19 protein-coding genes are annotated in these 23,433 nt (G+C 72.1%); 4 read left to right on the forward strand and 15 right to left on the reverse strand.

The features are described 5' to 3' along the window. Positions 1-2: 2 nt before the first annotated feature. The gene (locus AB0C21_RS11770) at positions 3-1,586 is read right to left on the reverse strand and encodes an alpha/beta hydrolase (protein WP_500203991.1); all 1,584 of its coding nucleotides are present in this window, start codon (positions 1,584-1,586) and stop codon (positions 3-5) included. Between the two features lie 348 nt (positions 1,587-1,934). On the opposite strand from AB0C21_RS11770, the gene AB0C21_RS11775 reads away from it, so the two are divergent. Further along, entirely contained in the window at positions 1,935-4,442 is a 2,508-nt protein-coding gene (locus tag AB0C21_RS11775; protein WP_500203992.1) for a collagenase, read from the forward strand. 58 nt (positions 4,443-4,500) lie between these two features. Here AB0C21_RS11775 and AB0C21_RS11780 read toward each other — a convergent pair whose 3' ends face one another. From AB0C21_RS11780 to AB0C21_RS11800, 5 genes are read right to left on the reverse strand one after another with little or no spacing between them, the layout of a single operon-like run. Then, entirely contained in the window at positions 4,501-5,457 is a 957-nt protein-coding gene (locus tag AB0C21_RS11780; protein ID WP_500203993.1) for an ABC transporter ATP-binding protein, read from the reverse strand. Beyond that, positions 5,454-6,422 carry an ABC transporter ATP-binding protein gene (locus AB0C21_RS11785; RefSeq protein WP_500203994.1) on the reverse strand — a complete coding sequence of 323 codons (969 nt, stop codon included), beginning with the start codon at positions 6,420-6,422 and terminating at the stop codon, positions 5,454-5,456. The genes AB0C21_RS11780 and AB0C21_RS11785 overlap by 4 nt, the downstream gene beginning before the upstream one ends. A gap of 50 nt (positions 6,423-6,472) precedes the next feature. Further along, positions 6,473-7,462: an ABC transporter permease gene (locus AB0C21_RS11790; protein ID WP_500203995.1), complete on the reverse strand. Its 990-nt coding sequence runs from the start codon at positions 7,460-7,462 to the stop codon at positions 6,473-6,475. Further along, entirely contained in the window at positions 7,459-8,406 is a 948-nt protein-coding gene (locus AB0C21_RS11795; RefSeq protein WP_149261516.1) for an ABC transporter permease, read from the reverse strand. Before AB0C21_RS11795 ends, AB0C21_RS11790 begins: the two co-directional genes overlap by 4 nt. Next, complete coding sequence (locus tag AB0C21_RS11800; protein WP_500203996.1) at positions 8,406-10,070, reverse strand: ABC transporter substrate-binding protein; 1,665 nt, start codon at positions 10,068-10,070, stop codon at positions 8,406-8,408. The genes AB0C21_RS11795 and AB0C21_RS11800 overlap by 1 nt, the downstream gene beginning before the upstream one ends. Before the next feature lie 99 nt (positions 10,071-10,169). Between AB0C21_RS11800 and AB0C21_RS11805 the strand changes: the two genes are divergently transcribed. Continuing rightward, entirely contained in the window at positions 10,170-11,615 is a 1,446-nt protein-coding gene (locus tag AB0C21_RS11805) for an aminopeptidase P family protein (RefSeq protein WP_500203997.1), read from the forward strand. Between the two features lie 79 nt (positions 11,616-11,694). On the opposite strand, the gene AB0C21_RS11810 is transcribed toward AB0C21_RS11805, so the two are convergent. The 3 genes from AB0C21_RS11810 to AB0C21_RS11820 form a co-directional block, all read right to left on the reverse strand. Then, positions 11,695-12,966: a S1 family peptidase gene (locus tag AB0C21_RS11810; protein WP_500203998.1), complete on the reverse strand. Its 1,272-nt coding sequence runs from the start codon at positions 12,964-12,966 to the stop codon at positions 11,695-11,697. A gap of 184 nt (positions 12,967-13,150) precedes the next feature. Beyond that, the gene (locus AB0C21_RS11815) at positions 13,151-13,819 is read right to left on the reverse strand and encodes a GntR family transcriptional regulator (RefSeq protein ID WP_500203999.1); all 669 of its coding nucleotides are present in this window, start codon (positions 13,817-13,819) and stop codon (positions 13,151-13,153) included. Positions 13,820-13,910: 91 nt separating this feature from the next. Next, positions 13,911-14,867: a LysR family transcriptional regulator gene (locus AB0C21_RS11820; protein ID WP_500204000.1), complete on the reverse strand. Its 957-nt coding sequence runs from the start codon at positions 14,865-14,867 to the stop codon at positions 13,911-13,913. A gap of 273 nt (positions 14,868-15,140) precedes the next feature. Between AB0C21_RS11820 and AB0C21_RS11825 the strand changes: the two genes are divergently transcribed. Further along, positions 15,141-15,683 carry an ATP-binding protein gene (locus AB0C21_RS11825; protein WP_500204001.1) on the forward strand — a complete coding sequence of 181 codons (543 nt, stop codon included), beginning with the start codon at positions 15,141-15,143 and terminating at the stop codon, positions 15,681-15,683. Between the two features lie 36 nt (positions 15,684-15,719). On the opposite strand, the gene AB0C21_RS11830 is transcribed toward AB0C21_RS11825, so the two are convergent. The 6 genes from AB0C21_RS11830 to gcvPA form a co-directional block, all read right to left on the reverse strand. Further along, complete coding sequence (locus AB0C21_RS11830) at positions 15,720-16,385, reverse strand: GntR family transcriptional regulator (protein ID WP_500204002.1); 666 nt, start codon at positions 16,383-16,385, stop codon at positions 15,720-15,722. Positions 16,386-16,463: 78 nt separating this feature from the next. Then, entirely contained in the window at positions 16,464-17,108 is a 645-nt protein-coding gene (locus AB0C21_RS11835) for a GntR family transcriptional regulator (RefSeq protein WP_500204003.1), read from the reverse strand. 34 nt (positions 17,109-17,142) lie between these two features. Beyond that, the gene (locus AB0C21_RS11840; protein ID WP_500204004.1) at positions 17,143-17,901 is read right to left on the reverse strand and encodes an SDR family NAD(P)-dependent oxidoreductase; all 759 of its coding nucleotides are present in this window, start codon (positions 17,899-17,901) and stop codon (positions 17,143-17,145) included. 25 nt (positions 17,902-17,926) lie between these two features. Next, positions 17,927-19,033: an ATP-NAD kinase family protein gene (locus tag AB0C21_RS11845; protein WP_500204005.1), complete on the reverse strand. Its 1,107-nt coding sequence runs from the start codon at positions 19,031-19,033 to the stop codon at positions 17,927-17,929. Between the two features lie 10 nt (positions 19,034-19,043). Beyond that, positions 19,044-20,624 (reverse strand): aminomethyl-transferring glycine dehydrogenase subunit GcvPB, encoded by a 1,581-nt coding sequence (gene gcvPB / locus AB0C21_RS11850; RefSeq protein WP_500204006.1) that lies wholly within the window; start codon positions 20,622-20,624, stop codon positions 19,044-19,046. After that, a complete protein-coding gene (gene gcvPA, locus AB0C21_RS11855; RefSeq protein ID WP_500204007.1) occupies positions 20,621-21,985 on the reverse strand; it encodes an aminomethyl-transferring glycine dehydrogenase subunit GcvPA in 1,365 nt (454 codons plus the stop codon). Before gcvPA ends, gcvPB begins: the two co-directional genes overlap by 4 nt. 98 nt (positions 21,986-22,083) lie before the next feature. Here gcvPA and AB0C21_RS11860 point away from each other — a divergent pair, with 98 nt between their 5' ends. Beyond that, positions 22,084-23,433, forward strand: coding sequence for an ABC transporter substrate-binding protein (locus tag AB0C21_RS11860; protein WP_500204008.1), 1,350 nt, complete (start codon positions 22,084-22,086; stop codon positions 23,431-23,433).

Genomic DNA, 23,433 nt, shown 5'->3' on the forward strand with positions numbered 1-23,433 from the left:
CGTCACCTCACGAACTGGCGAGGCAGGGCGTTCGCCTGCGCGCGCGTGGCCGCTGCCGGGGCAGGGGCGACCCAGACCGGCTCCGGGTCCGGGTTCTTCGCGCAGGTGCGGTCGACCAGGCCGCGGTCGGCCGGCACCTTGCCATCGCGGAGATAGTCGACCAGGAGGTCGTCGAGGCACTTGTTGCCCGAGAACGTGATGGCGTGGCTGCCGCCGCCCTTCTCCACGACCAGGCGTGCGCTCGGCAGGGCCCGCGCCATGGCGACACCGCCCTCGTACGGCGTCGCCGGATCGTCCGTCGCCTGGAACAGCAGCATGGGCGGCAGGCCCTTGCCGGTGATCCTGGTGCGGTGCCCCGCCTTGACGGGCCAGTACAGGCAGCCCGCGTTGAACCACATGTTGTTGTACGTGTAGAAGGGCGCCTTCTCGTTGACCTTCGCCTGGTCCTTCTGCCAGTACCGGAAGTCGCGCGGCCACTTGCTGTCGTTGCACATCACGGCGTTGTAGATGTCGAAGGAGTCGTCCGCCGGGTCGGGCGCCGCGTAGCGCTCGTATGCGGTGATGAGAGGGGCGGTGTCACCCGAGTTGGTGTACGCGGAGAGCACCGTCGCCAGCCGGGGCCACCGCAGGACGTCGTAGCCGCCCGCCACCTGCGTGTCGTCGAACTCGTCGGGCCCGATCCGGCCGACGGGGTGCTCGCGCAGCCGGGTGCGCATCGCGTACCACTTGGCCTCGACCCCATCGGGATCGGTGCCGAGGTGGTAGACGGCGTCGGCCTTGGCGACCCATTGGGTGAACGCCTTGAACCGCTTCTCGTGCTGGAGGTCCTGGAGGACGTTGTGGTCGTACCAGGAGACCGACGGCCCGACGATGCTGTCCAGGACGAACCGGCGGACGTGCCGCGGGTACAGCTGGGCGTACGTCGAGCCGAGCGTGGTGCCGTACGACCAGCCGAAGAAGTTGATCTTCTCGGCGCCGAGCGCGCGGCGGATCGACTCCATGTCCCGGACGTGGTCCACCGTCGACAGGTGCGGCAGCAGCGCGGAGTGCTTCTCGGTGCACTTCGCCACGTAGCCGGCGGCCTTCTCGAGCCACGCCCCCGTGGTGCCCTGGCTGACCTGGAAGTCGGGTCGCGGGCCGTCGAAGTAGTGCGGGTCGCAGGACATGCGCGGCTCGCTGTGCTGTGATCCGCGCAGGTCGAAGCCGATCCAGTCGTAGGCGGCGGCGACGTCGGGCGGCAGCTTGGCGGGGATCCAGCTCGCCATCCACAGCCCGCTGATGCCCGGCCCGCCCGGGTTGAGCAGGATCGGCCCCTGCCGCTCGCCCGGGGGAGCGGTGGCCGGCAGCCGGTTCAGCGCGATCTTGACGGTGCGCCCGTCCGGGCGGTCGTGGTCGAGCGGCACCTCGAGCATCGCGCACTGCAGCGCCGGGTTCGCGGCGTCGCCGCAGGACTTCCAGTCGAGGCGCGGCGGGTCCCCGGCCGCGGTCGCCGGCGGCGGCCCCACCAGCGCCGCGGCCGCCAGCACGCCGGCGCTCGCGACGAGCGCGGCGCCCGCGCGTCTCTTGCTCGGTCGTCTCACAGACACCTCCAGAGGATGAGTGACATTGCAGTGTACAATTTCACCTTTCTTTCGTCATTGTCCGGAATCGGCAGGGGGCGCGGCTCGCCGCCGGATACGGGGCGTCACCTCGTAGAAGTCCTTTCCGGCGGCGCCGGCAGGGATCGCCGGGGAGATCCATAACCGAGATCGATGGGGCGCTGTATGACCACGGGCCGTTTCGGGCCCACACACTGCGGGCGCACGCTTTCCCGATCCTCCGGGAGTTGGACCCCGGAGCCCTGCCATTCCGTCCGGCACCCCCACCGGACGCCCCCTGGAGGAAAATCCCCCGTGAGAAACAGACGCAGATCGACCCGGTGCCTGCTGGCGTCAATGGCGGTCGCCCTCGGTACGACGTTCCTCGTCTCGCCCGCGAGCGCCGCCCCGACGGCTCCCCCGAAGCCCCCGCCCGCCAGCACGCGCCCGGACGGCGGCGGCGAGCGCCACGTCCAGAAGGCCCCGCTCCCGGCCAAGGACCGGCCGCCGCTCTCCGCGGACAAGAACGAGCTGAAGAGCAGCCCCGACCAGCCGAAGAAGCCGGCGGAGCACAAGCGCCCGTCCATGAAGGCCGCCCCGAAGGCGACCGCCAAGGCCGCCGCCGCGGCGTGCAGTGCGAGCGATTTCACGAGCCGTTCCGGAAGCGCGCTCGTCCAGCAGATCAAGTCGTCCACGACCGACTGCATCAACTCGCTGTTCAGCCTCACCGGCAGTGACGCGTACTACGCGTTCCGCGAGTCGCAAATGGTGAGCGTCGCCTATGGACTGCGCGACAACGCGGTCTACTACCCCGGTGACAACAGCACCGGCACGGCACAACTCGTCCTTTACCTGCGCGCCGGCTACTACGTCCACTGGTACAACCAGTCGACCGTGGGGACCTACGGCCCCTCGCTGAAGACGGCGATCCAGTCGGGCCTGGACGCCTACTTCGGCAACTCCAAGTCCTCGACCGTCAGCGACGCCAACGGCGAGGTCCTCGCCGAGGCGGTCACGCTGATCGACAGCGCCGAGGAGAACGCCCGCTACATCTACGTGGTCAAGCGGCTGCTGAACGGCTACAACAGCTCCTACGACGCGTCCTGGTGGATGCTCAACGCGGTGAACAACGTCTACACGGTGCTGTTCCGCGGCCACCAGGTCCCGGAGTTCGTCTCCGCCGTCCAGGCCGACCAGAGCGTGCTCGACACGCTCAACTCCTTCGCCGCGAACCACCTGTCCCTGCTCGGCACCGACCGCAGCTACCTGGCGTCCAACGCGGGACGCGAGCTCGGCCGCTTCCTCCAGCACGCCACGCTCCAGACCAAGGTCAGGCCCCAGGCCAAGGGGCTGCTCGGGCAGAGCGCGATGACCGGGAAGACCGCGCCGCTGTGGGTCGGCGTCGCGGAGATGACCGACAGCTACGACAAGGCGAACTGCTCCTACTACGACACCTGCAACCTCTCGCAGCGGCTCGCCCAGAACGTCCTGACGATCAACTACACCTGCAGCGCCAGCATCAAGATCCGGGCGCAGGACATGACCGCCGCCCAGCTGTCGGACAGCTGCGCCAGCCTCCAGAACCAGGACGCCTACTTCCACGGCCTGGTGAAGGACGGGAACAGGCCCGTCGCCAACGACAACAACACCACGATCGAGGTCTGCGTCTTCGATTCGAGCACCGACTACCAGACCTACGCCGGAGCGATGTTCGGCATCGACACCAACAACGGCGGCATGTACCTGGAGGGCGACCCCGCCGCCGCGGGCAACCAGCCGCGGTTCATCGCCTACGAGGCCGAATGGGTGCGGCCGGCGTTCCAGATCTGGAACCTCAACCACGAGTACACGCACTACCTCGACGGCCGCTTCGACATGTACGGCGACTTCAACGCCGGTGTCACCACGCCCACCATCTGGTGGATCGAGGGGTTCGCCGAGTACGTCTCCTACTCCTACCGCAAGGAGGTGTACGACGCGGCGATCACCGAGGCCGGGCGGAACACCTACGCGCTCAGCACGCTGTTCGACACCACCTACAGCCATGACACGACCCGCATCTACCGCTGGGGCTACCTGGCGGTGCGGTACATGTTCGAGAAGCACCCGGCCGACGTCTCGACCGTCCTCGGCTACTACCGGACCGGCAACTGGAACGCCGCCCGGACGTTCCTGACCAGCACGATCGGCAGCCGCTACGACGGCGACTGGTGGACGTGGCTCGCCGCGTGCGCGTCCGGCGCCTGCGCGGGCGGCGGCGGAGGCGGCGGCAACCAGGCGCCGACCGCGGCGTTCTCCGCCTCGGCGAACGGCCTGGCGGTCTCCTTCACCGACCAGTCCACCGACTCCGACGGCACCATCGCCTCCCGGCGCTGGGACTTCGGCGACGGCGCCACCTCGACCTCGGCCAATCCGTCCCACACCTACGGCGCGGACGGCACCTACACCGTCTCCCTCACCGTCACCGACGACAAGGGCGCCGCGGGCACCTCGACCAAGCAGCTCGCGGTGTCGGCCGGGGGCGGCGGCGGAACGACCGAGTGCACCGGGACCGACACCCGCCAGCTCGGCCAGAACTGCCAGCGCAGCAACCTGTCGGCCACCCAGGGCAACCTGGCCTACCTGTACCTCTACGTGCCGGCCGGCACGCAGTCGATCAAGATCACCTCGTCCGGCGGCACCGGCGACGCGGACCTCTACTACAACCCCACCAGCTGGGCCACGTCGACGTCCTACACCCAGCGTTCCGCCAACACCGGCAACGGCGAGACCCTGACCATCACCAACCCGCCCGCGGGCTACAACTACATCAGCCTCTACGCCAAGCAGGCCTTCAGCGGAGTGACGGTGAAGTCCGAGTACTGATCCGACGTCCCGCGACATGACCGCCGGGGCCGGACCGAAAGGTCCGGCCCCGGCTTCGTCACGCCACGAGCGGGCCGGTCTCCGGGTAGTGGCAGGCGACCTGGCGGCCCTCGACCATCGTGAGGGACGGCAGGTCGGTCCGGCACCGCTCCCGCGCCTTGAAGCAGCGGGGGTGGAACGGGCAGCCCGGCGGCAGCGAGGACGGGCTCGGCGGGTCGCCGCGGAGCACGATGCGCTCCCTCGCCCGCTCGGCCACGGGGTCGGGCAGCGGGACCGCCGACAGCAGGGCCCTCGTGTAGGGGTGCGCGGGCGAGCCGTAGACCACGTCCCGCGCTCCCGTCTCCACGACGCGGCCGAGGTACATCACGGCGATCCGGTCGCACACGTGCCGGACCACCGCCAGGTCGTGGGCGATGAACACGTACGCCATGCCGAGCCGGCGCTGGAGGCCGGCCAGCAGGTTGACGATCTGGGCCTGGATCGACACGTCCAGCGCCGACACCGGCTCGTCCGCGACGACGAGGCGGGGACCGGTGACCAGGGCGCGGGCGATCCCGATCCGCTGGGCCTGCCCGCCGGAGAACTCGTGCGGGTACCGGTCGATGTGCTCGGCGCCGAGCCCGACGTACTCCAGCATCTCCTGGACGCGGGGCCGCGGGTCCCGCTCGCCCTGCACGCGCAGCGGCTCGGCCACGATGGAGCCGACCGTGTGCCGCGGATTCAGCGAGGCGAACGGGTCCTGGAAGATGATCTGCAGGTCGCGGCGGAGCGGGCGCATCGCGCGCTGGGACAGCCGCGTGATGTCCTCGCCGTCGAACACGATCCGCCCGGCCGTGGGGTCCAGGAGCCGGACGAGCATCCGCCCGGTCGTGGACTTGCCGCAGCCGGACTCGCCGACCAGGCCGAGCGTCTCCCCGGCCCGCACCTCCAGGTCCAGACCGTTCACCGCCCGCACCGCGCCGCGCCGCGTCTGGAACGTCCTGGTCAGCCCTTCCATCCGGAGCAGCGCCGTCATCCCGCGGTCTCCTTCTCTGTCGCGAACAGGTGGCAGGCCACCGGATGGGGCGTGCCGAGGAGCTCCGGACGGCTGGTCTCGCACACGGCGACGCGTTCGGCGCACCGCGGATGGAACGGGCACCCCGCCGGCGGAGACAGCGGAGACGGCGGGGTGCCCGGGATCGGGGCCAGCTCGCCGGGCGGGCCGGTGAGCCGGGGGAGGGAGCCGATGAGGCCGCGGGTGTAGGGGTGGCGGGGCACGGCGAACAGCGCGTCGGCGGACGCCCGCTCGACGGCCCGTCCCGCGTACATGACCAGGACGTCGTCGGCGACCCGCGCGACCACCCCGAGGTCATGCGTGATCATCAGGACCGCCAGCCCGCGCTCGCGCTGGATCCGCGCGATCAGCTCCAGGATCTGCGCCTGCACGGTCACGTCCAGGGCGGTGGTCGGCTCGTCGGCGACCAGCAGGTCCGGCTCGCAGGCCAGCGCCATGGCGATCATCACGCGCTGGCGCATCCCGCCGGAGAACCGGTGCGGGTGGTCGTCCGCCCGCTCGCGGGGATCGGGGATGCCGACGTCGGCGAGCAGCCGGACGGCGTCCTCGCGCGCGGCGCGGCGGGACGCGCCGAAGTGCAGCCGCCGCGCCTCGGCGATCTGCTCGCCCACGCGGTACTGCGGATGCAGCGACGACAGCGGGTCCTGGAAGATCATCGCGACCCTCCGGCCGCGCAGCGCGCGCACCCGCTCGCGGCCGGCGCCGACGACCTCGGTCCCGGCGAGCCGGATCGACCCCGTCACCCGCGCGCCGTCCAGCAGGCCCATGACCGCCAGGCTGGTCACGGACTTGCCCGACCCCGACTCGCCGACGATGCCGAGAGTGCGCCCCGCCTCCAGGGTGAACGACAGCCCGTCCACCGCGCGGATCGTCCCCTTGGCGGTAGGAAACTCGACCGCAAGATCCCGCACGCTCAGCAAGTTCATGCGTGCTCCTTGTGGGGGGCGACCCCCCACACCCCCCGGAATCGCTTCGCTCATGCGTATCTCACCTGCGGATCGATCGCCGCGTAGAGCAGATCCACGACGAGGTTGGCGAACGTGATGAAGAACGCGGCCAGCAGCGCGACGCCCATCACGACCGGCTGGTCGGACTTGTCGATCGAGTCGATGGTGAGCCGCCCGATGCCCGGCAGCCCGAACACGCTCTCGGTGATCACGGCTCCGCCGAGCAGCGCGCCGAGGTCCATCCCGAAGACGGTGAGGACGGGGGTGAGCCCGGCCCGCAGCCCGTGCTTGCCGACGACCGTCCGCTCGGGCAGGCCCTTGGCGCGTGCCGTCCGGATGTAGGGCTCGGCCATCGTCTCCACCATCGACGCCCGGGACAGCCGCGCGTACATCGCCGCGTACAGCAGCGCGAGCGCGACCCACGGCAGGACGAGGTTCTTGCCCCAGGTGACGGGGTCCTCCGCGAACGGCGCGTAGCTGGAGTAGGGGAGCAGCCCGCCGATCTGGACGACCAGGACGGTCAGCGCCATCGCCGTGAAGTAGATCGGCAGGGACGCGGAGGTGAGCGTGCCCACCATCAGCGTCCGGTCGAGCAGCGAGTCCTTGCGCAGCGCCGAGACGACGCCGACGGTCACGCCGCCGGCGAGCCACAGGACCGCCGCGCCGATCCCGATCGAGACCGTGGTCGGCAGCCGGCGCATCATCAGGTCCCAGACCGGCATGTTGTTCTGGTAGGAGAACCCGAGGCACGGAAAGTGGCACTGGACGGCCTGCGCCCCGGTGCCGTAGCTGCGGCCCGCGAAGATGCCGCCGAGGTAGTCGGCGAACTGCCGCCACAGGGGCCGGTCCAGCCCCATCTGGTGGTGGAGCATCGCGAGCCGCTCCGGCGTGCACGACTTGCCGCACGCCTGCAGCGCCGGATCGGCGGGGAGCACGTAGAAGATCGTGAAGGTCACCGCGCAGATGACGAGCAGCACCCCGGCGACCCCGGCCAGGCGCACCGCGACGTACCGGATCACCGGCCCGCCCCCTTCGGGTCGAGGGCGTCGCGGAAGGCGTCGCCGAGCAGCGTGAACGCCAGCACGGTCAGCAGCAGGCAGACGCCGGGGACCACGAAGAACGTCGGGTCCACCTGGTACCAGTCGATCGCCTTGGCCATCATCTGCCCCCATGACGCGTTCGGCGGCCGGACGCCGATCCCGAGGAACGACAGCGCCGCCTCGGTGCCGATGTTGACCGGGATGGTGAGCGTCGCGTACACCAGGACCGGCGCCAGCAGGTTGGGCATGACCTCGCGGAAGACGATCCGGTGGCGCGGCATGCCGGTGGCGCGCGCGGCCTCCACGAACTCCCGGTGGCGCAGCGAGAGCGCCTGCCCCCGGACGATGCGCCCGATGTAGGGCCAGCCGAAGAAGCCCATGACGAACACGAGCTCCAGCGTCCGGTTCCCCTCGGGCAGCACCGACACCAGAGCGATCATGAAGATGAGCTGCGGGAACGACAGCACCAGGTCCATGACGCGGCTGATCGCCGCGTCGATCCGGCCGCCGGCGAAGCCCGCGGTGAGCCCGAGGGCGGTGCCGGCCGCGGTGGCGACGCAGGTCGCCGCGACGGAGATCAGCAGCGAGATCCGGGCGCCGTAGACCATGCGGCTGAACACGTCCCTGCCGGTGCCGGGCTCGACGCCCAGCCAGAAGTCGCCGTCGATCCCGCCGAACGCCCCCTTGGGCGCCCCGGCGAGCGCCTTGTCGATCTTTTCCGGGTGGAACTCGTTCGGGCCGTGCCCGTTGAGGGCGGTGAGCAGCGGGGCGGCGAGCGCGAGCAGCACGAACAGCGCGACGATCGCCAGTCCGGCGAGGGCGGCCGGGTCGCGGCGGAGCCGCCCGCCGGCCAGCGCCCACGGCGACCGGCCGGCGGGCGCCGGCACGCCGCCCGCCGCCTCGATGAGGGGCGGGGCGGCCACTACATCACCCCGATGGTGGCGAAGTCGAACTCGCCTTCCCAGATGGCGTGGCCGAACGTGCCGGTGACCTTGGAGCCGCGCAGCAGCGGCAGCTTGTCGTGGATCAGCGGGACCATCGGCGACAGGCCCATCAGCTCCCGGTCGAGCGCCGTCCACGCGGCCGGGTCGTTCCCCTTCACCGCCGCGCCGATCTTCTCGTTGACGCCCTCGTCGTTCAGCTGCGAGACGACGGTGTTGCCCTTGGGCGCGATGTTGCGCCCGTCGAAGATCGGCGGGATGAACGAGGCCGCGGACGGGTAGTCGGCGCACCACCCGTAGAAGACGAGCTCGTCCTCCTTCGCCGTGTCGCCGATGGTGTCGTAGTAGACGCTCTTGGCGACGGAGTTGATCTTGACCTTCACCCCGACGCGGGCGAGGGACTGCTGCACCGCCTCGGCCTCGGCCTTGCCGAGCTCGCTGCTGGTCGTCGTCAGGTCGATCGAGAACCCGGCGCCCTTGCCGGCCGCGGCGAGCATCTGCTTGGCCTTGGCGGGGTCTCCGTTCGGCGGCGCCTGGTAGACGTCCTGCGCCCGCCCGCCGGTCATGGCGGGCGGGAGGTAGGAGCCGGCCAGTTCGCCGACGCCGCTGCCGCCGTGCGCGGTGCGGTAGGCCTCCTTGTCGACCGCGTACTGCATCGCCTGCCGCACCTTGGGATCGTCGAACGGCGGCTTCGAGGTGTTCATCGCCAGGAACCGGGTGCACAGGCTGGTCGCGCTGACGAACCGCTTCTTCACGTCCGGGCGGGTGAGAATGCGGGGCATGCTCGCCGCGGCGACCGAGTACAGCGTGACGGCCCGCTGGTCCTTGCCCTGGTCGGCGATGAGCCGCTGGTCGATCGTGGCCTGGGCGAGGCCCTCCTCCACCACGATCCTGTCCGGGTTGGCCTGGCGGACGCCGTCGGTGGCCCTGTCCCAGTGCGTGTTCCTGACGAGGATCAGCCGCTGGCCGCGGTCGTAGGACTCGACCTTGTAGGGACCGGAGGAGAAGGGGCGCTTGTCGAAGTTGACGCCGGTGTCCTTGGCCTTGGGGACGGGGGCGAACGTCGGCAGCGTGGTGACCTTCGGCCAGTCCATCGACGGTTCCTTCAGCCGGAACACGATCGTCCGCGCGTCCGGCGTCGAGATTGAGTCGAGGCCGCCCTTGTCCTTGTACGGCCCCTTGTAGGCGTCGCCGCCCTTCAGCATCGTCCGGGCGTACCCGGGGCCTTCCGGCAGGTCGGGCGCGAACGAGCGCTCGACCCCGTACTTGACGTCGGCGCTGGTGATGGGCGTCCCGTCCTCGAACTTCAGGCCCGGCTTGAGGCGGAAGGTCCACGTCCTGCCGTTGTCGGAGGTGGTGCCGGTGTCGGCCGCGAGGTCCGGGACGACCTTCGTGCCCTCCTGGCCCTCCTTCGCGGCGTAGGTGGTGAGCGTCCGGTAGAGGAGCCGCGTGCCGAAGTCCATCGCGAACATGACGTAGTTGCGCTGCGGGTCGAGATGGGCGAAGTCCTGCGTGTACAGGACGGTGAGGGTGCCCCCGGACCTGGCGGCGGAGGAGTCGTCGCCCGAGCCGCAGGCGGAGGCGCCGCCTGCGGCGGCCGCGAGGGAGAGGGAGAGGGCGAGGCAGGTCCTGGCCGGACGTTTCATGGCGTCTCCGTGCATCGTCGGGCGGAGTGCCATATAAAATAGTACAGTGCAATTGCACTACAAGCCCCGTTATCGAATCTCCACCTCCAGGACTTTCACATGGACGACCCTGCAGCCGGCCGTTTCGCGACGGGCAGCCACGACCTGCCCGTATCCGAGACCCTCGCCTCCTTCATGACCCGTGACTGGGCCCCGAGCGGGAAACCGCTTCCGGTGCGCCAGTCCGTGGCGCCGTACGCGGAGAAGCGCCGCGCGGCGCTGTCGGCCCTCTTTCCCGGCGAGCGGCTCGTCCTGCCCGCCGGCCCGCCGAAGGTGCGCAGCAACGACTGCGACTACCGCTACCGTCCGCACACCGCCTACGCCCATCTCACCGGGGACACCGCCAAGGACACCGGTACCGGCGTCGTCCTGGTGATGGAGCCGACGGGAAGCGGGCACGACGCCGTCCTCTACCACCGGCCCCGGTCCCCGCGCGACGACGCCGGCTTCTTCCGCGACCGCCGGCACGGGGAGTTCTGGGTCGGCCCCCGCGCCGCCCTCGCCGAGACCGAGGAGAAGCTCGGGCTCGCCTGCGCGCCGCTGGACGACCTGGCCGACGCGCTCCGCGGCTCGGTTCCGACCCGGGTGATCCGCGGAGTGGACCCCGAGGTCGACCGGGCCGTCCCGGCCCGCGCCCCTGAGGCCGACGCCGAACTGGCCGCCTGCGCCGCCGAACTCCGCCTGGTCAAGGACGACTGGGAGATCGCCCAGCTCCAGGCCGCCGTCGACCACACGGTGGACGGCTTCACCGCGGTCGCCGCCGGTCTGAAGCGCGTCACCGGGATGCCGCGCGGCGAGCGGTGGGTGGAGGGCACCTTCGAGCGCGTCGCGCGCATCAAGGGCAACGGCGTCGGATACGAGACCATCGCCGCGGCCGGCGCGCACGGGTGCGTCCTGCACTGGACGCGCAACGACGGCACGCTGCGCCTCGGCGAGATGCTCCTGCTCGACGCCGGGGTGGAGACCGACACCCTCTACACCGCCGACATCACCCGCACCCTCCCGATGAGCGGGTGGTTCACCCCGCGGCAGCGGCAGGTCTACGACCTCGTCTACCACGCGCAGGAGGCGGGGCTCGCGGCCGTCCGGCCGGGCGCCCGGTTCCGCGACTTCCACATGGCCGCGATGCGCGTCATCGCCGAGGGCCTCCAGGACTGGGGCGTGCTGCGCAGCGCGGAGGACGCGCTCGACCCCGAGTCGGGCATCTACCGCCGCTACACCCTCTGCAGCAGCGGGCACATGCTCGGCATGGACGTCCACGACTGCGCGGCGGCCCGGGCGTCCCAGTACCTCGACGGGGAGCTGCACCCCGGGCACGTGCTGACCGTGGAGCCGGGCCTCTACCTTCAGCCGGACGACCTGACGCTGCCTCCGGAACTGCGCGGCATCGGCGTCCGCATCGAGGACGACGTGCTCGTCACCGAGACCGGCGCCCGCCTGATGTCCTCCGCGCTGCCGCGCCACCCCGAGGAGATCGAGCTCTGGATGCAGTCCCTCAACGACTGACGTTCCGGCGCGCGTGTGGGGCGGTGCCGTGCCCGGATCTCCGGGCACGGCACCGCCCCTGAACGCGTGGCCGACGAGGTCAGCCGCTGAGCAGTGACACCCCGAGGCCGGACAGGGCCCGGCCGATGGGCTCGTGGATCATTCCGCACCCCGAGTTCGGGCCGCCGCTCAGGATGCCGTGGGCGTAGTTGCCGTCGAAGACCCCGCTGCCGCTGTCACCGGGGCCGTCGCACGCGGTGCTCCAGGTCATGCCGGACAGCGTCCGGTCCGGGTAGGAGACGGTGGCGTCGACCTCCGTGATCGTCCCGCAGGTGTACCCGGTGGTCGAGCCCTGCTTGCAGACGTATCCGCCGACGTAGTCGCCCTCGCTTCCGTAGATGGACGTCTGGGGGAGCACCCACCCTCTGGGCTGCCACCAGCCCGGGTCGTCGACCGACACGGCCGCGTAGTCGCCGTACCAGCCGAAGGTGTAGTCCGCGGCGCCGCCGACGTTCTGGTAGCCGTAGCTGTAGGTGGACACGTCCCACCAGTAGCCGAGTTCGGCGCAGTGGCCGGCGGTCAGCATGTAGTACCGGCTCCCCGAGTACGTCATGAACGCGCTGGTGCAGCGCGCCCCGCCGGTGAAGATGGCGAGGCCGGACCGCAGCGGCGGGTCGCAGGCGTAGTCGTCCTGGCAGTACCGGGGCACCGACTTGTGGGCGTAGGTCGACACCTGGACGGCGCCGCCGAACGTCCGCCGCGCCCAGCCGACGACGTCGCGCTGGGCCGGGGTGAGCGCGGCGCCCTTGAGGCTGCTCAGCTTGACCACGTTCCCCGACGTGACGATGCCGGTCTGCAGGCCGTTCTCCGCGCCCTTGTTGGCCTTGGCGACCCGCTTGGCCAGCGAGGCGGACACCCGCTGGAGATGCGCGAAGCCGTACCGGACCTTCTTCGTCCTGGTGGCGCCCAGTCCGGCGCTCCTCGCCTTCGACCGCACCGCGGCCGAGGCGCCGGCGCCGGTGACGCCGACGGTGAGCTCGCCGCCGTGCGCCTGGTCGATCCAGGCGCCGCCGTACGCCGCGCCGAGATCCTTGCCGAGCCGCGCGGCCAGCTTGAACTGCGCGGGCTGCCGGTCGGCCCGGCGGCGCGCCTCGGCCGCCGGGACGCCCTGGTCCTTGGCGATCTGCTTGACGAGTGTCTCCTTGGCCTCCTGCTGGATCTGGGTCTGGGACCTGCGGTCGGGGGAGGGGGCGGGGGGCGCGCCACGGCCACCGGGGGCGTCGGCGCGGGCCGGCGCGGTCAGTGAGGCCGCGGTCAGAGCGGCGGCCACGGCGACGGCCGCGGCGGCCCTTCTGCGCTTCGGGCGGACCATACGGGGGTTCCTCCTTCGCGGACGGGGGTGCCGCGGCGTCCGGCCGCGGCGTCCGCTAATACAATGTGAAATTGCACTGTAAAATGTGAAACGTCACTTGCCAAGAGTGATCGCTCCGACGAAGGCCCAGCTCGGACGAGTTGCGGCCGGATCCGGCCAAGCGCCCCGTGGACGGGGGCCGCGGTCAGCGGTGGCCGCCCCGCACGTGGTCGAGGTGGCGCGTCATGAGCTCCCGCGCCTCCTCGGCGTCGCCCGCGACCAGCGCGTCCAGCAGCGCGAGGTGCTCCTCCGCCGACGCCACCAGCGTCTCCGTCGAGGCCGGACGGATGAGGCCGTGCATCTGCGAGCGGCCGCGCAGGTCGAGGATCGTCTGGACCAGCGTCCGGTTGCCGGTGAGTTCGAGCAGTTCCGAGTGGAACCGGTGGTCGGCGTCGAGGAAGCCGATCGGGTCGCCTTCCCGCGCGGCCGCGAGGGCCTCCTCCGCGAGGGCGCGCAGGCGCGGGCGGGCCGCCTCGGGAACGGCGCCGGCCAGCCGGGCGACGGCGGGGACCTCGACCAGTTCCCTGATCTCGGTGAGTTCGGCGAGGTCGCGGGCGGACGGCCGCACGACGCGGAAGCCCCGGTTGCGCACGGCCTCGAACAGGCCGTCCCGCACCAGGTCGATCATGGCTTCGCGGACCGGCGTGGGGGAGATCCCGAACTCGTCCGCCAGGGCGGGGGCGGAGTACACGACGCCCGAGCGCAGCGTGCCCGTCGCCAGCGCCTTGCGCAGCGCCTCGGCCACCTGACCGCGCAGACTGCTCTGGCCGCCGAGGTCCGGCAGCCCGACCATGGCATCGGCCACCGGATCCATACGCCCTCCTCACCCACGATCAGAATACCGCCACGTAGACGGCCCGGAGCCCGGCCTCCCGCCCCGGCGCGGCTTGATCACATCCGCGGGTTCAGACCAGCGGGTGGACCTGGGGATGGGCGTGCCACCAGGCGCCGAAGGCCGGGTGGGTGTCGGTGTGCTCGACGTAGGCGGCCGCCAGCCCCCGGTAGAGCGCCGCGGCCTCCTCCTCGCCCAGGCGGTCGCGGCGCCAGGCCACGATCAGCCTGGCGACCTGCGGCTCCCCGGCCAGGGGCCGCACGACCGTGCCGGGCTGCGGCGGCCAGGACGGATCCACCAGCCGGACGCCGTGCCCCGCCGCGACCAGCGGGCACGCCGACCCGCTCGGCGCCTCGTAGCGCACGATCGGCTCGAAGCCGGCGGCCCGGCACGAGGCCCGCAGGGACGACAGCGAGCCGTCGTCGGCGCCCGGCGGGGCCACCCACGACTCGTCGCGCAGGTCGAACAGGTCGATCTCGTCCCGGTCGGCGAGCGGATGGTTCGCGGACAGGGTGACGAAGATCGGGTAGCGCGGCACCAGGGTGCGGGTGACCACCGGCGCCGCCAGCGGGATGTCGAACCCCTCCATGAGCCCGAGCAGCGCCGCGTCGAGATGGCCGCGGGCGAGGGCGTCGCCCAGCAGGGCGGAGGAGGGCTCGATGCGCAGCGAGATCTCGCGGTCGGGAAGCGCCTCGCCGACCCGCGCGACGATGCTCCCCACGCAGGCGAGATGGACGCACCCGAGGCCGAGGGCCTCCTGCGGTCCGCGCGGTCCGCGCAGGTCGCCGAACAGGGTGTCCATCTCCGACAGGATCGTCCGCGCCCGGCTGATGACCTGGCTCCCGAGCGGGGTCGGCTCCAGGCCGGACCGGCTGCGGGTGAACAGCGCCCCGCCGACGATCTCCTCGACCCGGCGGAGCTGGTTCGACATCGCCGGCTGGGACATCCCCATCCGGGCCGCCGCCCGGGTGACGCTCCCGGTCTCCGCCATCGCGCACACCATGCGAAGGTGACTGATGTCGAGATCCATAGCTGGAAATTATGCATCAGCCGATGACGTCCGACTCGGACCGGCCGCAATAATTCCCGTACTCCTCCACAAAGGTAGGCGATCCGGTATCAGCGGCCCCTCACCCTCGGTCTTCTGGGCCGTGATCGCGCGGATGGAAGAAGGGAGACCCCGTCTCGTCGGCCTCCAGGAGAGCCCTTCTCACCCCTTTGCCTCTCCTGGGGGCCGAACGCGCCCCCGGGAAATTCTCGTGGAAAGCGATCGCTTATGCCGGAACAGTCGCAGACAGCGGAGATGGCGGGTGCGGAACCGGCCGCCGGCGCCTTCCGGGCCTGGCCTCTGCCGCCCGGTCCCAGGGCGGCGGCGGTCGCGCGCTCCATCGCCCGGTCGGTGCTCGGTGAACTGGGCCTGCCCTCGGCCGCCGTCCGCGACGCCCAGACGGTCATCTCCGAGCTCGCCACCAACGCCGTCGTGCACGGCGACCGGGAGCGCGCCGAGGTGTGGGCGCATCTCGCCCGCCGTCCCTCCCTGCGGCTCACCTTCGAGGTGTTCGACGCCGGACCCTGGCGCGGTCCGGTCGCCACCGGGCCGGCGGACACCGACGCCCTGCTCGGTGGCGGGCCCTCAGACGCCTGCGGCGGACGCGGCCTGCTGCTCGTGAACGCGCTCACCGGAGAGGCGGGTGGACGCTGGGGCGTCCGCCCCGCCCGAGCCCGGCTCGGTCCGACCCCGGTATCCGGCAAGGCGGTCTATTTCACCCTTCCGCTGCCGGAGGGGTCGGCGGCCCTCCTGTCACCGCCGCCGCCCGGGCCGGTGCCGTCGTGGGACCTGTGCTGAGCGGGCGCCGTCACCGGCCCTCGGGCCGGTCGGCCGTCACCGGCCCTCGGGCCGGTCGGCCCAGATGCCGCGGACGTGCCGCAGGTGGTGGCGCATGAGCGCCTCGGTGGCCCGCGCGTCGCCGCTCGCCACCGCCTCGATCAGCTCCTCGTGCTCGCGCGCGGACGGTTCGAGCTCGCCCCGCTCCGCCAGCGTCGGCACGCCGTAGAGCCGCGACTTGTAGCGCAGCTCGCTCACCAGCCGGACGAGCTGGGCGTTGCCGCCGAGCCCGAGCAGGGCGAGGTGGAAGCGGTGGTCGGTGTCGATGTAGGCGAGCACGTCCCGCTTCTCGGCCGCCGCGACGATCTCCTCCGCGAGCGGCCGCAGCGCGCGGACCTCCGCGGCCCGGCCGGCCCGCGCGACCCGCACGACGGCGGGGATCTCGATCAGCGCCCGGACGTCGGTGATCTCGTCCAGCTCGTGGTCGGACAGCTCGCTGACCCGGAAGCCCTTGTTGCGGACGACCTCGACCAGCCCCTCCCGGGCCAGGTCGATCATGGCCTCCCGGACGGGGGTCGGCGACACCCCGAACCGCTCGGCGATGGCCGGAGCCGAGTAGACGACGCCGGAGCGCATCTCACCGCTGACGATCGCCGCGCGCAGCGCGTGGGCGATCTGGACCCGGACGCTCTTCCGCGGGCCGAGCGAGGGCAGGTTCAGCATCGGGTTCGCGACCCCCGGGCCTCGGTGACGGGTGGGCAGGGAGCAGAAGACTGCAGGTGAAATATGGTATTGCATTCGTCAGCGCTCGGTGAGGCGGGCGAGGATCCGGTCCTTGCCGCTCTGCCAGTTGGCCTTCAGGGCCTCGACGGCGCCCTCGACGTCCGAGGCGACCAGGCGCTCGGCGATCCGCTCGTGCTCCTCGGCCGAGCGCTCCAGGACCTCCCAGTCGCCCACCACGACGCGCTCGTAGCGGTGCATGGTGAGCTTCAGGGAGGTGATGAGGTCCATCAGGCGCTCGTTCGGGCAGCCGGAGAGCAGAAGGTCGTGCCAGGCGTCGTCGTAGCGCTCTATCACCGCGTGCTCCGCCTCGGGGACGGAGAACGCGCGGGCCTCCTCCAGCAGCCGGGGGGCGACCGAGCGCAGGAACTCGGGGTCGGTCAGCTCCACCGCCAGCGACTCCAGCGCGGCGACGATCGTGGTGAGGTCGTCGAACTCCTCGGGGCTCATCGGCGCGAACCGGAACCCCTTGCCGCGCTCGCTCACGATGATGCCCTCGCGCTCCAGCCCGATCAGCGCCTCGCGGAGCGGGGTGCGGCTGACGCCGAGGTCGGCGGCCAGCACCATCTCGTTGATCGCCTGCTCGGGGGCGAACTCGCCCTTGCCCAGCCGGTCCAGGATCTCGTCCTTGATCTGTTCGCGCAGGGGGCGGCGGTCGATCGGCATGCTGTCGTCTTCCTCTCCTGGGGTGACCGGACGGTCAGGCCGTGCCCGCGCCGTCGACGGGGATGACCGCTCCGCTGACGAACGAGGCCTGGTCGCCCGCGAGGAACGCCACCATTGCCGCGATGTCGGCGGGCCTGCCGATCCGGCCGAGGGGGCGGTCCGCCGCGTCGGCGTAGAACGCCTCCGCCGGCTCGCCGAGCTGGCGGGCCTCCTCGGCGAGCATGCCGGTGTCGGTGTCGCCGGGGCACACGCAGTTGACCCGGATGTTCTGCGGCCCGTGGTCGATCGCCATGGCCCGGGTCATGTTCACCACGGCCCCCTTGGAGGCGCAGTAGGACACCGCCCGCGCTCCCCCCTGAATGCCCCAGCCGGAGCCGGTGTTGATGATACTGCCGCCCCCGGCGGCGGCCATCAACGGTATCGCCGCCCGGCTCATCAACATGATCGATCTGACGTTGACGGCCATCACGAGGTCCCAGTCGTCCTCGCCGATCTCCAGGACGGTGGAGCGGCGGATGATGCCCGCGTTGTTGAACAGGACGTCCACCCCGCCGTAGGCGTCCCGCGCGGCGGCGACGATCCGCTCGCAGTCGGCCGCGGCGGAGACGTCCCCGCGCACGAACGCGGCCCGGCCGCCCGCGGCCCCGATCGCGGACGCCGCCTCCGCCCCCGCCTGGTCGACGTCGGCCAGGACGACCGCGGCGCCGAGCCCGGCCATCAGCTCGGCGGCGGCCCGGCCGATGCCGCCCGCGGCCCCGGTGACCACGGCGGTCTTGCCTTCGAGTGAGTTCACGTTCGCGCTGCCTTTCCTCGGGCGGTCATCGGACGGGGTACATGGCGAACCGGCCGTGGCCGGTGAGCACGGGCAGGTGGCCGCGCAGGTCGGCGTCGAGGTCCTCGTCGCCGGTGTCGACCATCAGGGGCCGGCCGCCGAGCGAGGCGAGCTTGGCCTCGGTCGCCACCACCGCGAGCCGGTCGCGGCCGGCCGCGCGCAGCACGGCGGGGGAGATCTGCTGGTTGCCCCTGCCGAACAGGAAACCCTGCCCGCCGATCGGAGTCACGGCTATCCACGCCGGGGCGGTGTCCACCAGCGCCTCCAGTTCGGCGGCGGAGACGTCCGCCGCGACGGCGGTCCCGCCGCCCGCCAGCACGTTGACGCCCATGAGGGGGACGTCGGCGCCGAGGGCGGCCGCCACGGCGCGCATGGTCGTGCCGGGCCCGAGCACCAGCAGATCGGACGGCCCGGCGCGTTCCGCGAGGCCCGCGGCGATGCCGGACACCGACGACGGGTCGGCGACCGTGCCGCCCACCTTCCGCTGCTGGATGCGCACCGGTATGTCGGGCACCCGCAGGTGTCCGTACAGGCGCGCGGAGACCCGGCCGTCCCGGACGGCGTCCTCGTCCAGGTCCAGCACCTCGGCGTCCCGGATCCGCACGCCGCCCGCGGCCATCAGGGCGGCCGCCTCCCCGGCGGCGCGGGGCGTCGCCCCGAACACCGCCGAGTGCATCTTCACGCCGGTGGGCACGCCGAGCACGGGGACCGCTGAGCCGACCGCGTCCAGCACGTCGCGCGCCGTCCCGTCGCCGCCCGCGAACAGCAGCAGGTCGACGTGCGGCGCGAGCGCGGTCGCGGCGCGCACGGTGTCGGCCGGCGTGGTCGGCTCACCGGGCTCGTACCGGACGTCGGGGACCAGCCCGGCGCCCGCGACGGCGTCCTCGCCCATGGGCCCGCCCGCCGTCGGCACCGTGAATGGGCCGCCGAGCCGGGAGCAAAGTTCCGCCAGCGCGAGCTCGGCGCGGCGCGACGCGCGCGGCGTCGCGCCGAGCGCGCGGGCCTTCTCCTGGACGTCGGCGCCGTCGCTGCCCTTGAGCCCGACCCGGCCGCCGAGCCCGGCGACCGGGTTCACCACCAGCCCGACCCTCATCGCGGCGCCCTCATTCCCCGAGGACCTTCCGGCGGTAGGCGCGCCAGGTGACCGCCCAGGTGGCCGGGTCGTCCAGGACGTCCTCGCGGGCGCGGTGCACGGTGGAGCGGTGCGGCGCGGTCCGGACGGTCTCCGGGTCCTCGTAGGCCTCCCGGGCGACCTCGGCGAGGATGGCGGCGTACTCGTCGAGGTCGGCCCTGGAGTAGGACTCGGTCGGCTCCAGCGTCATCGGCTCGGGGACGATGTAGGGGTGGTGGCTCGTCCAGTAGTGGGTGCCGAAGTCGGCCGCGCGGAGGCCGATGTCCCCGCTGTGCACGCCGGTCTCCTCGGCGAGCCGCTCCCAGCTGTAGCGGACCTGCTCGATCCGCGGCCGTCCCGGCGCGTACGGCACCGACGCCCCGCGGATCTGGAGCACCTTCGCCATCAGGTAGTTGTTGTTGAGGACGGCCGTCTCCGCGGCCTCGCGCAGCCCCTCCCCGCCCAGTGACATGATCCAGGCGTAGGCGCGGACCAGGTTCGGCACGACGCCGTAGAACGGCCGGATCTTCCCGATCGACTCGGGCCGGTCGTCGTCCAGGCGGTAGCGGGTGCCGTCGAACTCGACGGTCGGCGTCGGCAGGTAGGGGGCGAGCTCCGCGGTCACGCCGCAGGCGCCCGCGGCGGGCCCGCCGCACGCGTGCGGTGTGGAGAACGTCTTGTGCAGGTTGAAGTGGCACAGGTCGAACCCGGTGTCGCGGGCGCGGGTGATGCCGAGGATGCCGTTGGCGTTGGCCTGGTCGTAGGCGCACAGCCCGCCCGCCTCGTGCACGATCCGGACGAACTCCTCGATCCGCGGGTTGAACAGCCCGGTGTCCTCGGGGTTGGTGATGAGCAGGGCCGCGGTGCGGGGGCCGACGGCCCGCCTGAGCGCCTCGATGTCGGGGTAGCCGTCGGCGTCCGGGTACAGGGTGATGACCTTGTACCCGGCCGTCTTGGCGCAGGCCGCGTTGGAGGGGTGCGAGAAGATCGTGGTGATGACCTCGTCGCGGGTCTCGGCCTCCCCGCGCGCCGCGAAGTAGGCGCGGATCATCGCGACGTTGGTGTAGATCGCGGCGGAGCCGGCGCCCGGCTGGAGCGTGAACCGGTCCATGCCGGAGATCTCGCGCAGCAGCCCCTCCAGCCGGTACATGATCTCCAGGACGCCCTGCACGGTCCGCTCGTCCTGCAGCGGGTGGAGCCCGGCCACCTTCGGGTCGCGGACGAACCGGTCGTTGACCTTGGGGCTGTACTTCATGGTGCAGGTGCCCTGGCCGACGTCGACGTTGAGGTCGGCGCCGAGGTTCTCCTGCGACAGCCGCAGGTAGTGCCGGAGCACCTGGGGCTGCGACAGCTCCGGCAGCGCGGGCGGCGCGGCGCGGCGCAGCCCGTCCGGGAGGACGACGTCCGCGGGCACCCCCGGCGCGGGCGGCAGCACGCCGCGCTCGCCCGGGGAGCCCAGCTCGAACAGCAGCGGCTCGTCCCACCGGGCCTGGTGGAACCGGCGCAGCGGGGGCTTCGGCCCGATCTTCGCGTCGGCGGGGGTGAGGGGGGAGGGGGTCGGGCCCGTCTTCACTTGGCGATCTCCTGGAGGGTCTCGGCCAGCCGGTCGATGTCGTCCTTGGTGTGGATCTCGGTGACGCAGTACAGCGCGTCGGTCCCGGACAGGACCCTGCCGCCGAAGATCCCGTGGTCCAGCAGCGCGTCGCCGACCTCGGCGGCGGAGCGCGAACCGGTGAAGCGGAGGGTGAAGTCGGCGAAGTGGGGCGCGTCCGCGTAGGGGGCCTCCACGCCGGGCACCCGGGCCAGCCGGTCCAGCGCGTACCGGGTGTTCGCCAGGATCGTCTCCGCGACCTCCCGCATGCCCTGCGGACCCATCAGCGCCAGGAACACCCCGGCGGCGATGCCGTTCAGTGCGGCGGCCGTGCCCACCCACTCCTTGCCCTCCTCGCGGACGGCGAATGAGGTGCGCTCGTAGGCCACGTCGCCGAAGCCGTACTCGCCCTCGACACTGGTGGGCGCCAGGCCGAACAGCCGGGAGGGGAACTCGCTCACGTAGAGCTCCTCGTCCCGCGTCGCGATGAAGCCGCCGTTCATCCCGCCGTAGCTCATGGGCAGCCCGAGCGGCTGGACGTCGCCGCAGACGATGTCGGCGCCGTACTCCGCCGGCGGGGTCACCACCCCCAGGGAGATGGGGTTGCAGCCGACGACGTACTGGGCCCCGGCCTCGTGCGCGATCTCGGCCAGCGACGGCAGCGCCGGATCCAGGATCCCGGACGCCGAGGGCGCCTCCGCGAACACCGCCGCGACGTCCCCGGCCGCGAGCTCCGCCCGCACGGCGGCCGTGTCGGCCAGCCCGGTCGCCGGGTCCACCGGCACGAGCACCACGTCGTGGACGGGACGCACGTAGTCCTCGATCTTGGACAGCTTGTCCGGGTCCACGGCCGTCACCAGCAGCAGCCGCCGGGCGCCGGTGATCCGACCCGCCATGCGCAGCGCGGTGGCGGCGGCCTGGTGGCCGTCGTACACCGGCACGCTCACGACGTCCATCTCCAGCAGCTCGCCCATCAGCGACTGGTACTCCCAGAGCGCCTGGAAGCGGCCGTGGTCCTCGTACGGCTCGCCCGCGTACGCGGTGAGGAACTCGCTCCGGTTGACCACCTCGTCGACCACCGCGGGCACGTGGTGGTGGTAGCACCCGGCGCCGAGGAAGCTCAGCGACTCCTGGGCGCTGGTGTTGCGCCGCAGCAGCCCGCCGACGTGCCGGACCAGCTCGGCCTCGGAGCGCAGCGGCGGCGGCAGGTCCAGCGGGCGGTCCAGCCGGATGCGGCCGGGCACGTCCGCGTAGAAGTCCTCGACGCTCTGCGCCCCGATCGCCGCCAGCATCGCCCGCCGCACCGCCGGCGCCGAGTTCGGGATGTAGGGGTGCGCGTTCATCTCGCTCTCCTTCACATTCCTTGCCTCACCCTCTTGACGAAAACACATGATGCAGTGTGCTGTATACAGAATTATCCCGAATCTCCTGGGGAGGCAAGATGGCGACCAACCCCGAACGGTCGATCATCGGACGCCGGACCGTCCTGACCGCCGGAGTCGCCGGAGCCGTCTCGGCGCTGCTCGGCGCGAGCGGCTGCGCCACCGGAGGCGGCGCGAAGAAGGCGGGGCCCGCGCTCAGCGCGGGCGCGCAGGCCAAGATCGAAGGGAAGGTCAGCGTCTGGTCGTGGGACGTCGCGGCGAAGGCGCTGAAGCGGCTCGCCCCCGCCTTCGAGCAGCGCCATCCCGGGACGAGCGTCGACGTCGTCGACATCGGCTACGACAACGCCTACGACAAGATCACCGTGGGGCTGAAGTCGGGGAAGGGCCTGCCCGACGTCCTCACCATCGAGGGCACGCGGCTGCCCGGCTACATCGGCGCCTTCCCCGGCGGGCTGTACGACCTGACCCCGCTCGCCGGCGCCCGCGAGGCCGAGTTCGCCCGCGCCGCGTGGAAGGACGTCACCGACGGGCACGGCAAGGTCTTCGCCCTGCCCTGGGACGGCGGACCCTGCGCGCTCTACTACCGCGCCGACATGTTCGAGAAGGCCGGCGTCGACCCGGCGGGCATCGCGACCTGGGACGACTACGTCCGCGCCGGCGAGCAGATCAAGGCCAGGACCGGCAGGAAGCTCCTCGTCATGGACCCGCAGGAGGACAGCATGTTCCCGATGCTGCTCCAGCAGCAGGGGCAGGGCTACATCCGCGACGGAAAGATCGCCGTCGCCGACCGGGAGGCCGTCCGCGCCGCGACGCTGCTCAAGACGCTCGCCGACAAGGACCTCGTCGCCTTCGAGAAGGGCTGGGACGGCCTGGTCTCCGCGACCAAGGCGGGCAAGGTCGCCACCACCCCCTACGCGGTGTGGTGGTCGGGCACCCTCACCGACGAGATGCCCGAACTGAAGGGCAAGTTCGGGGTCGTGCCGCTGCCCGCGTTCGACCAGGGCGGGGTGCGGACGTCCAACGACGGCGGGTCGACGCTCGCGGTCAGCGGCCGCAGCGCGAACGCGCGGACGGCGTGGGCGTTCATCGAGTTCGCCCTCGCCGACACCGCCAACCAGGTGTCCATGCTGAAGAACGAGGGCCTGTTCCCCGCCTACCTGCCCGCGCTGAAGGACCCGTTCGTCACCGCGCCGCAGCCCTACTACGGGGACCGGCCCGTCTTCGCGACGTTCGCCGACCTCGCGAACAAGGTCCCGCCGATCGAGATCACCAAGGACGCCCCCAAGGCGCGGGACGTCGTCCTCCGCACCGTCTCCGGAATCGTGCTGCACGGGGACGACCCGGCGAAGGCCCTGGGCTCGGCGGCCAAGCAGATCGCCGCCGCGACCGGCCGGCCGATCGCCGGGTGA

This window comes from Spirillospora sp. NPDC049024, from assembly GCF_040649235.1.
Lineage (GTDB): Bacteria > Actinomycetota > Actinomycetes > Streptosporangiales > Streptosporangiaceae > Spirillospora.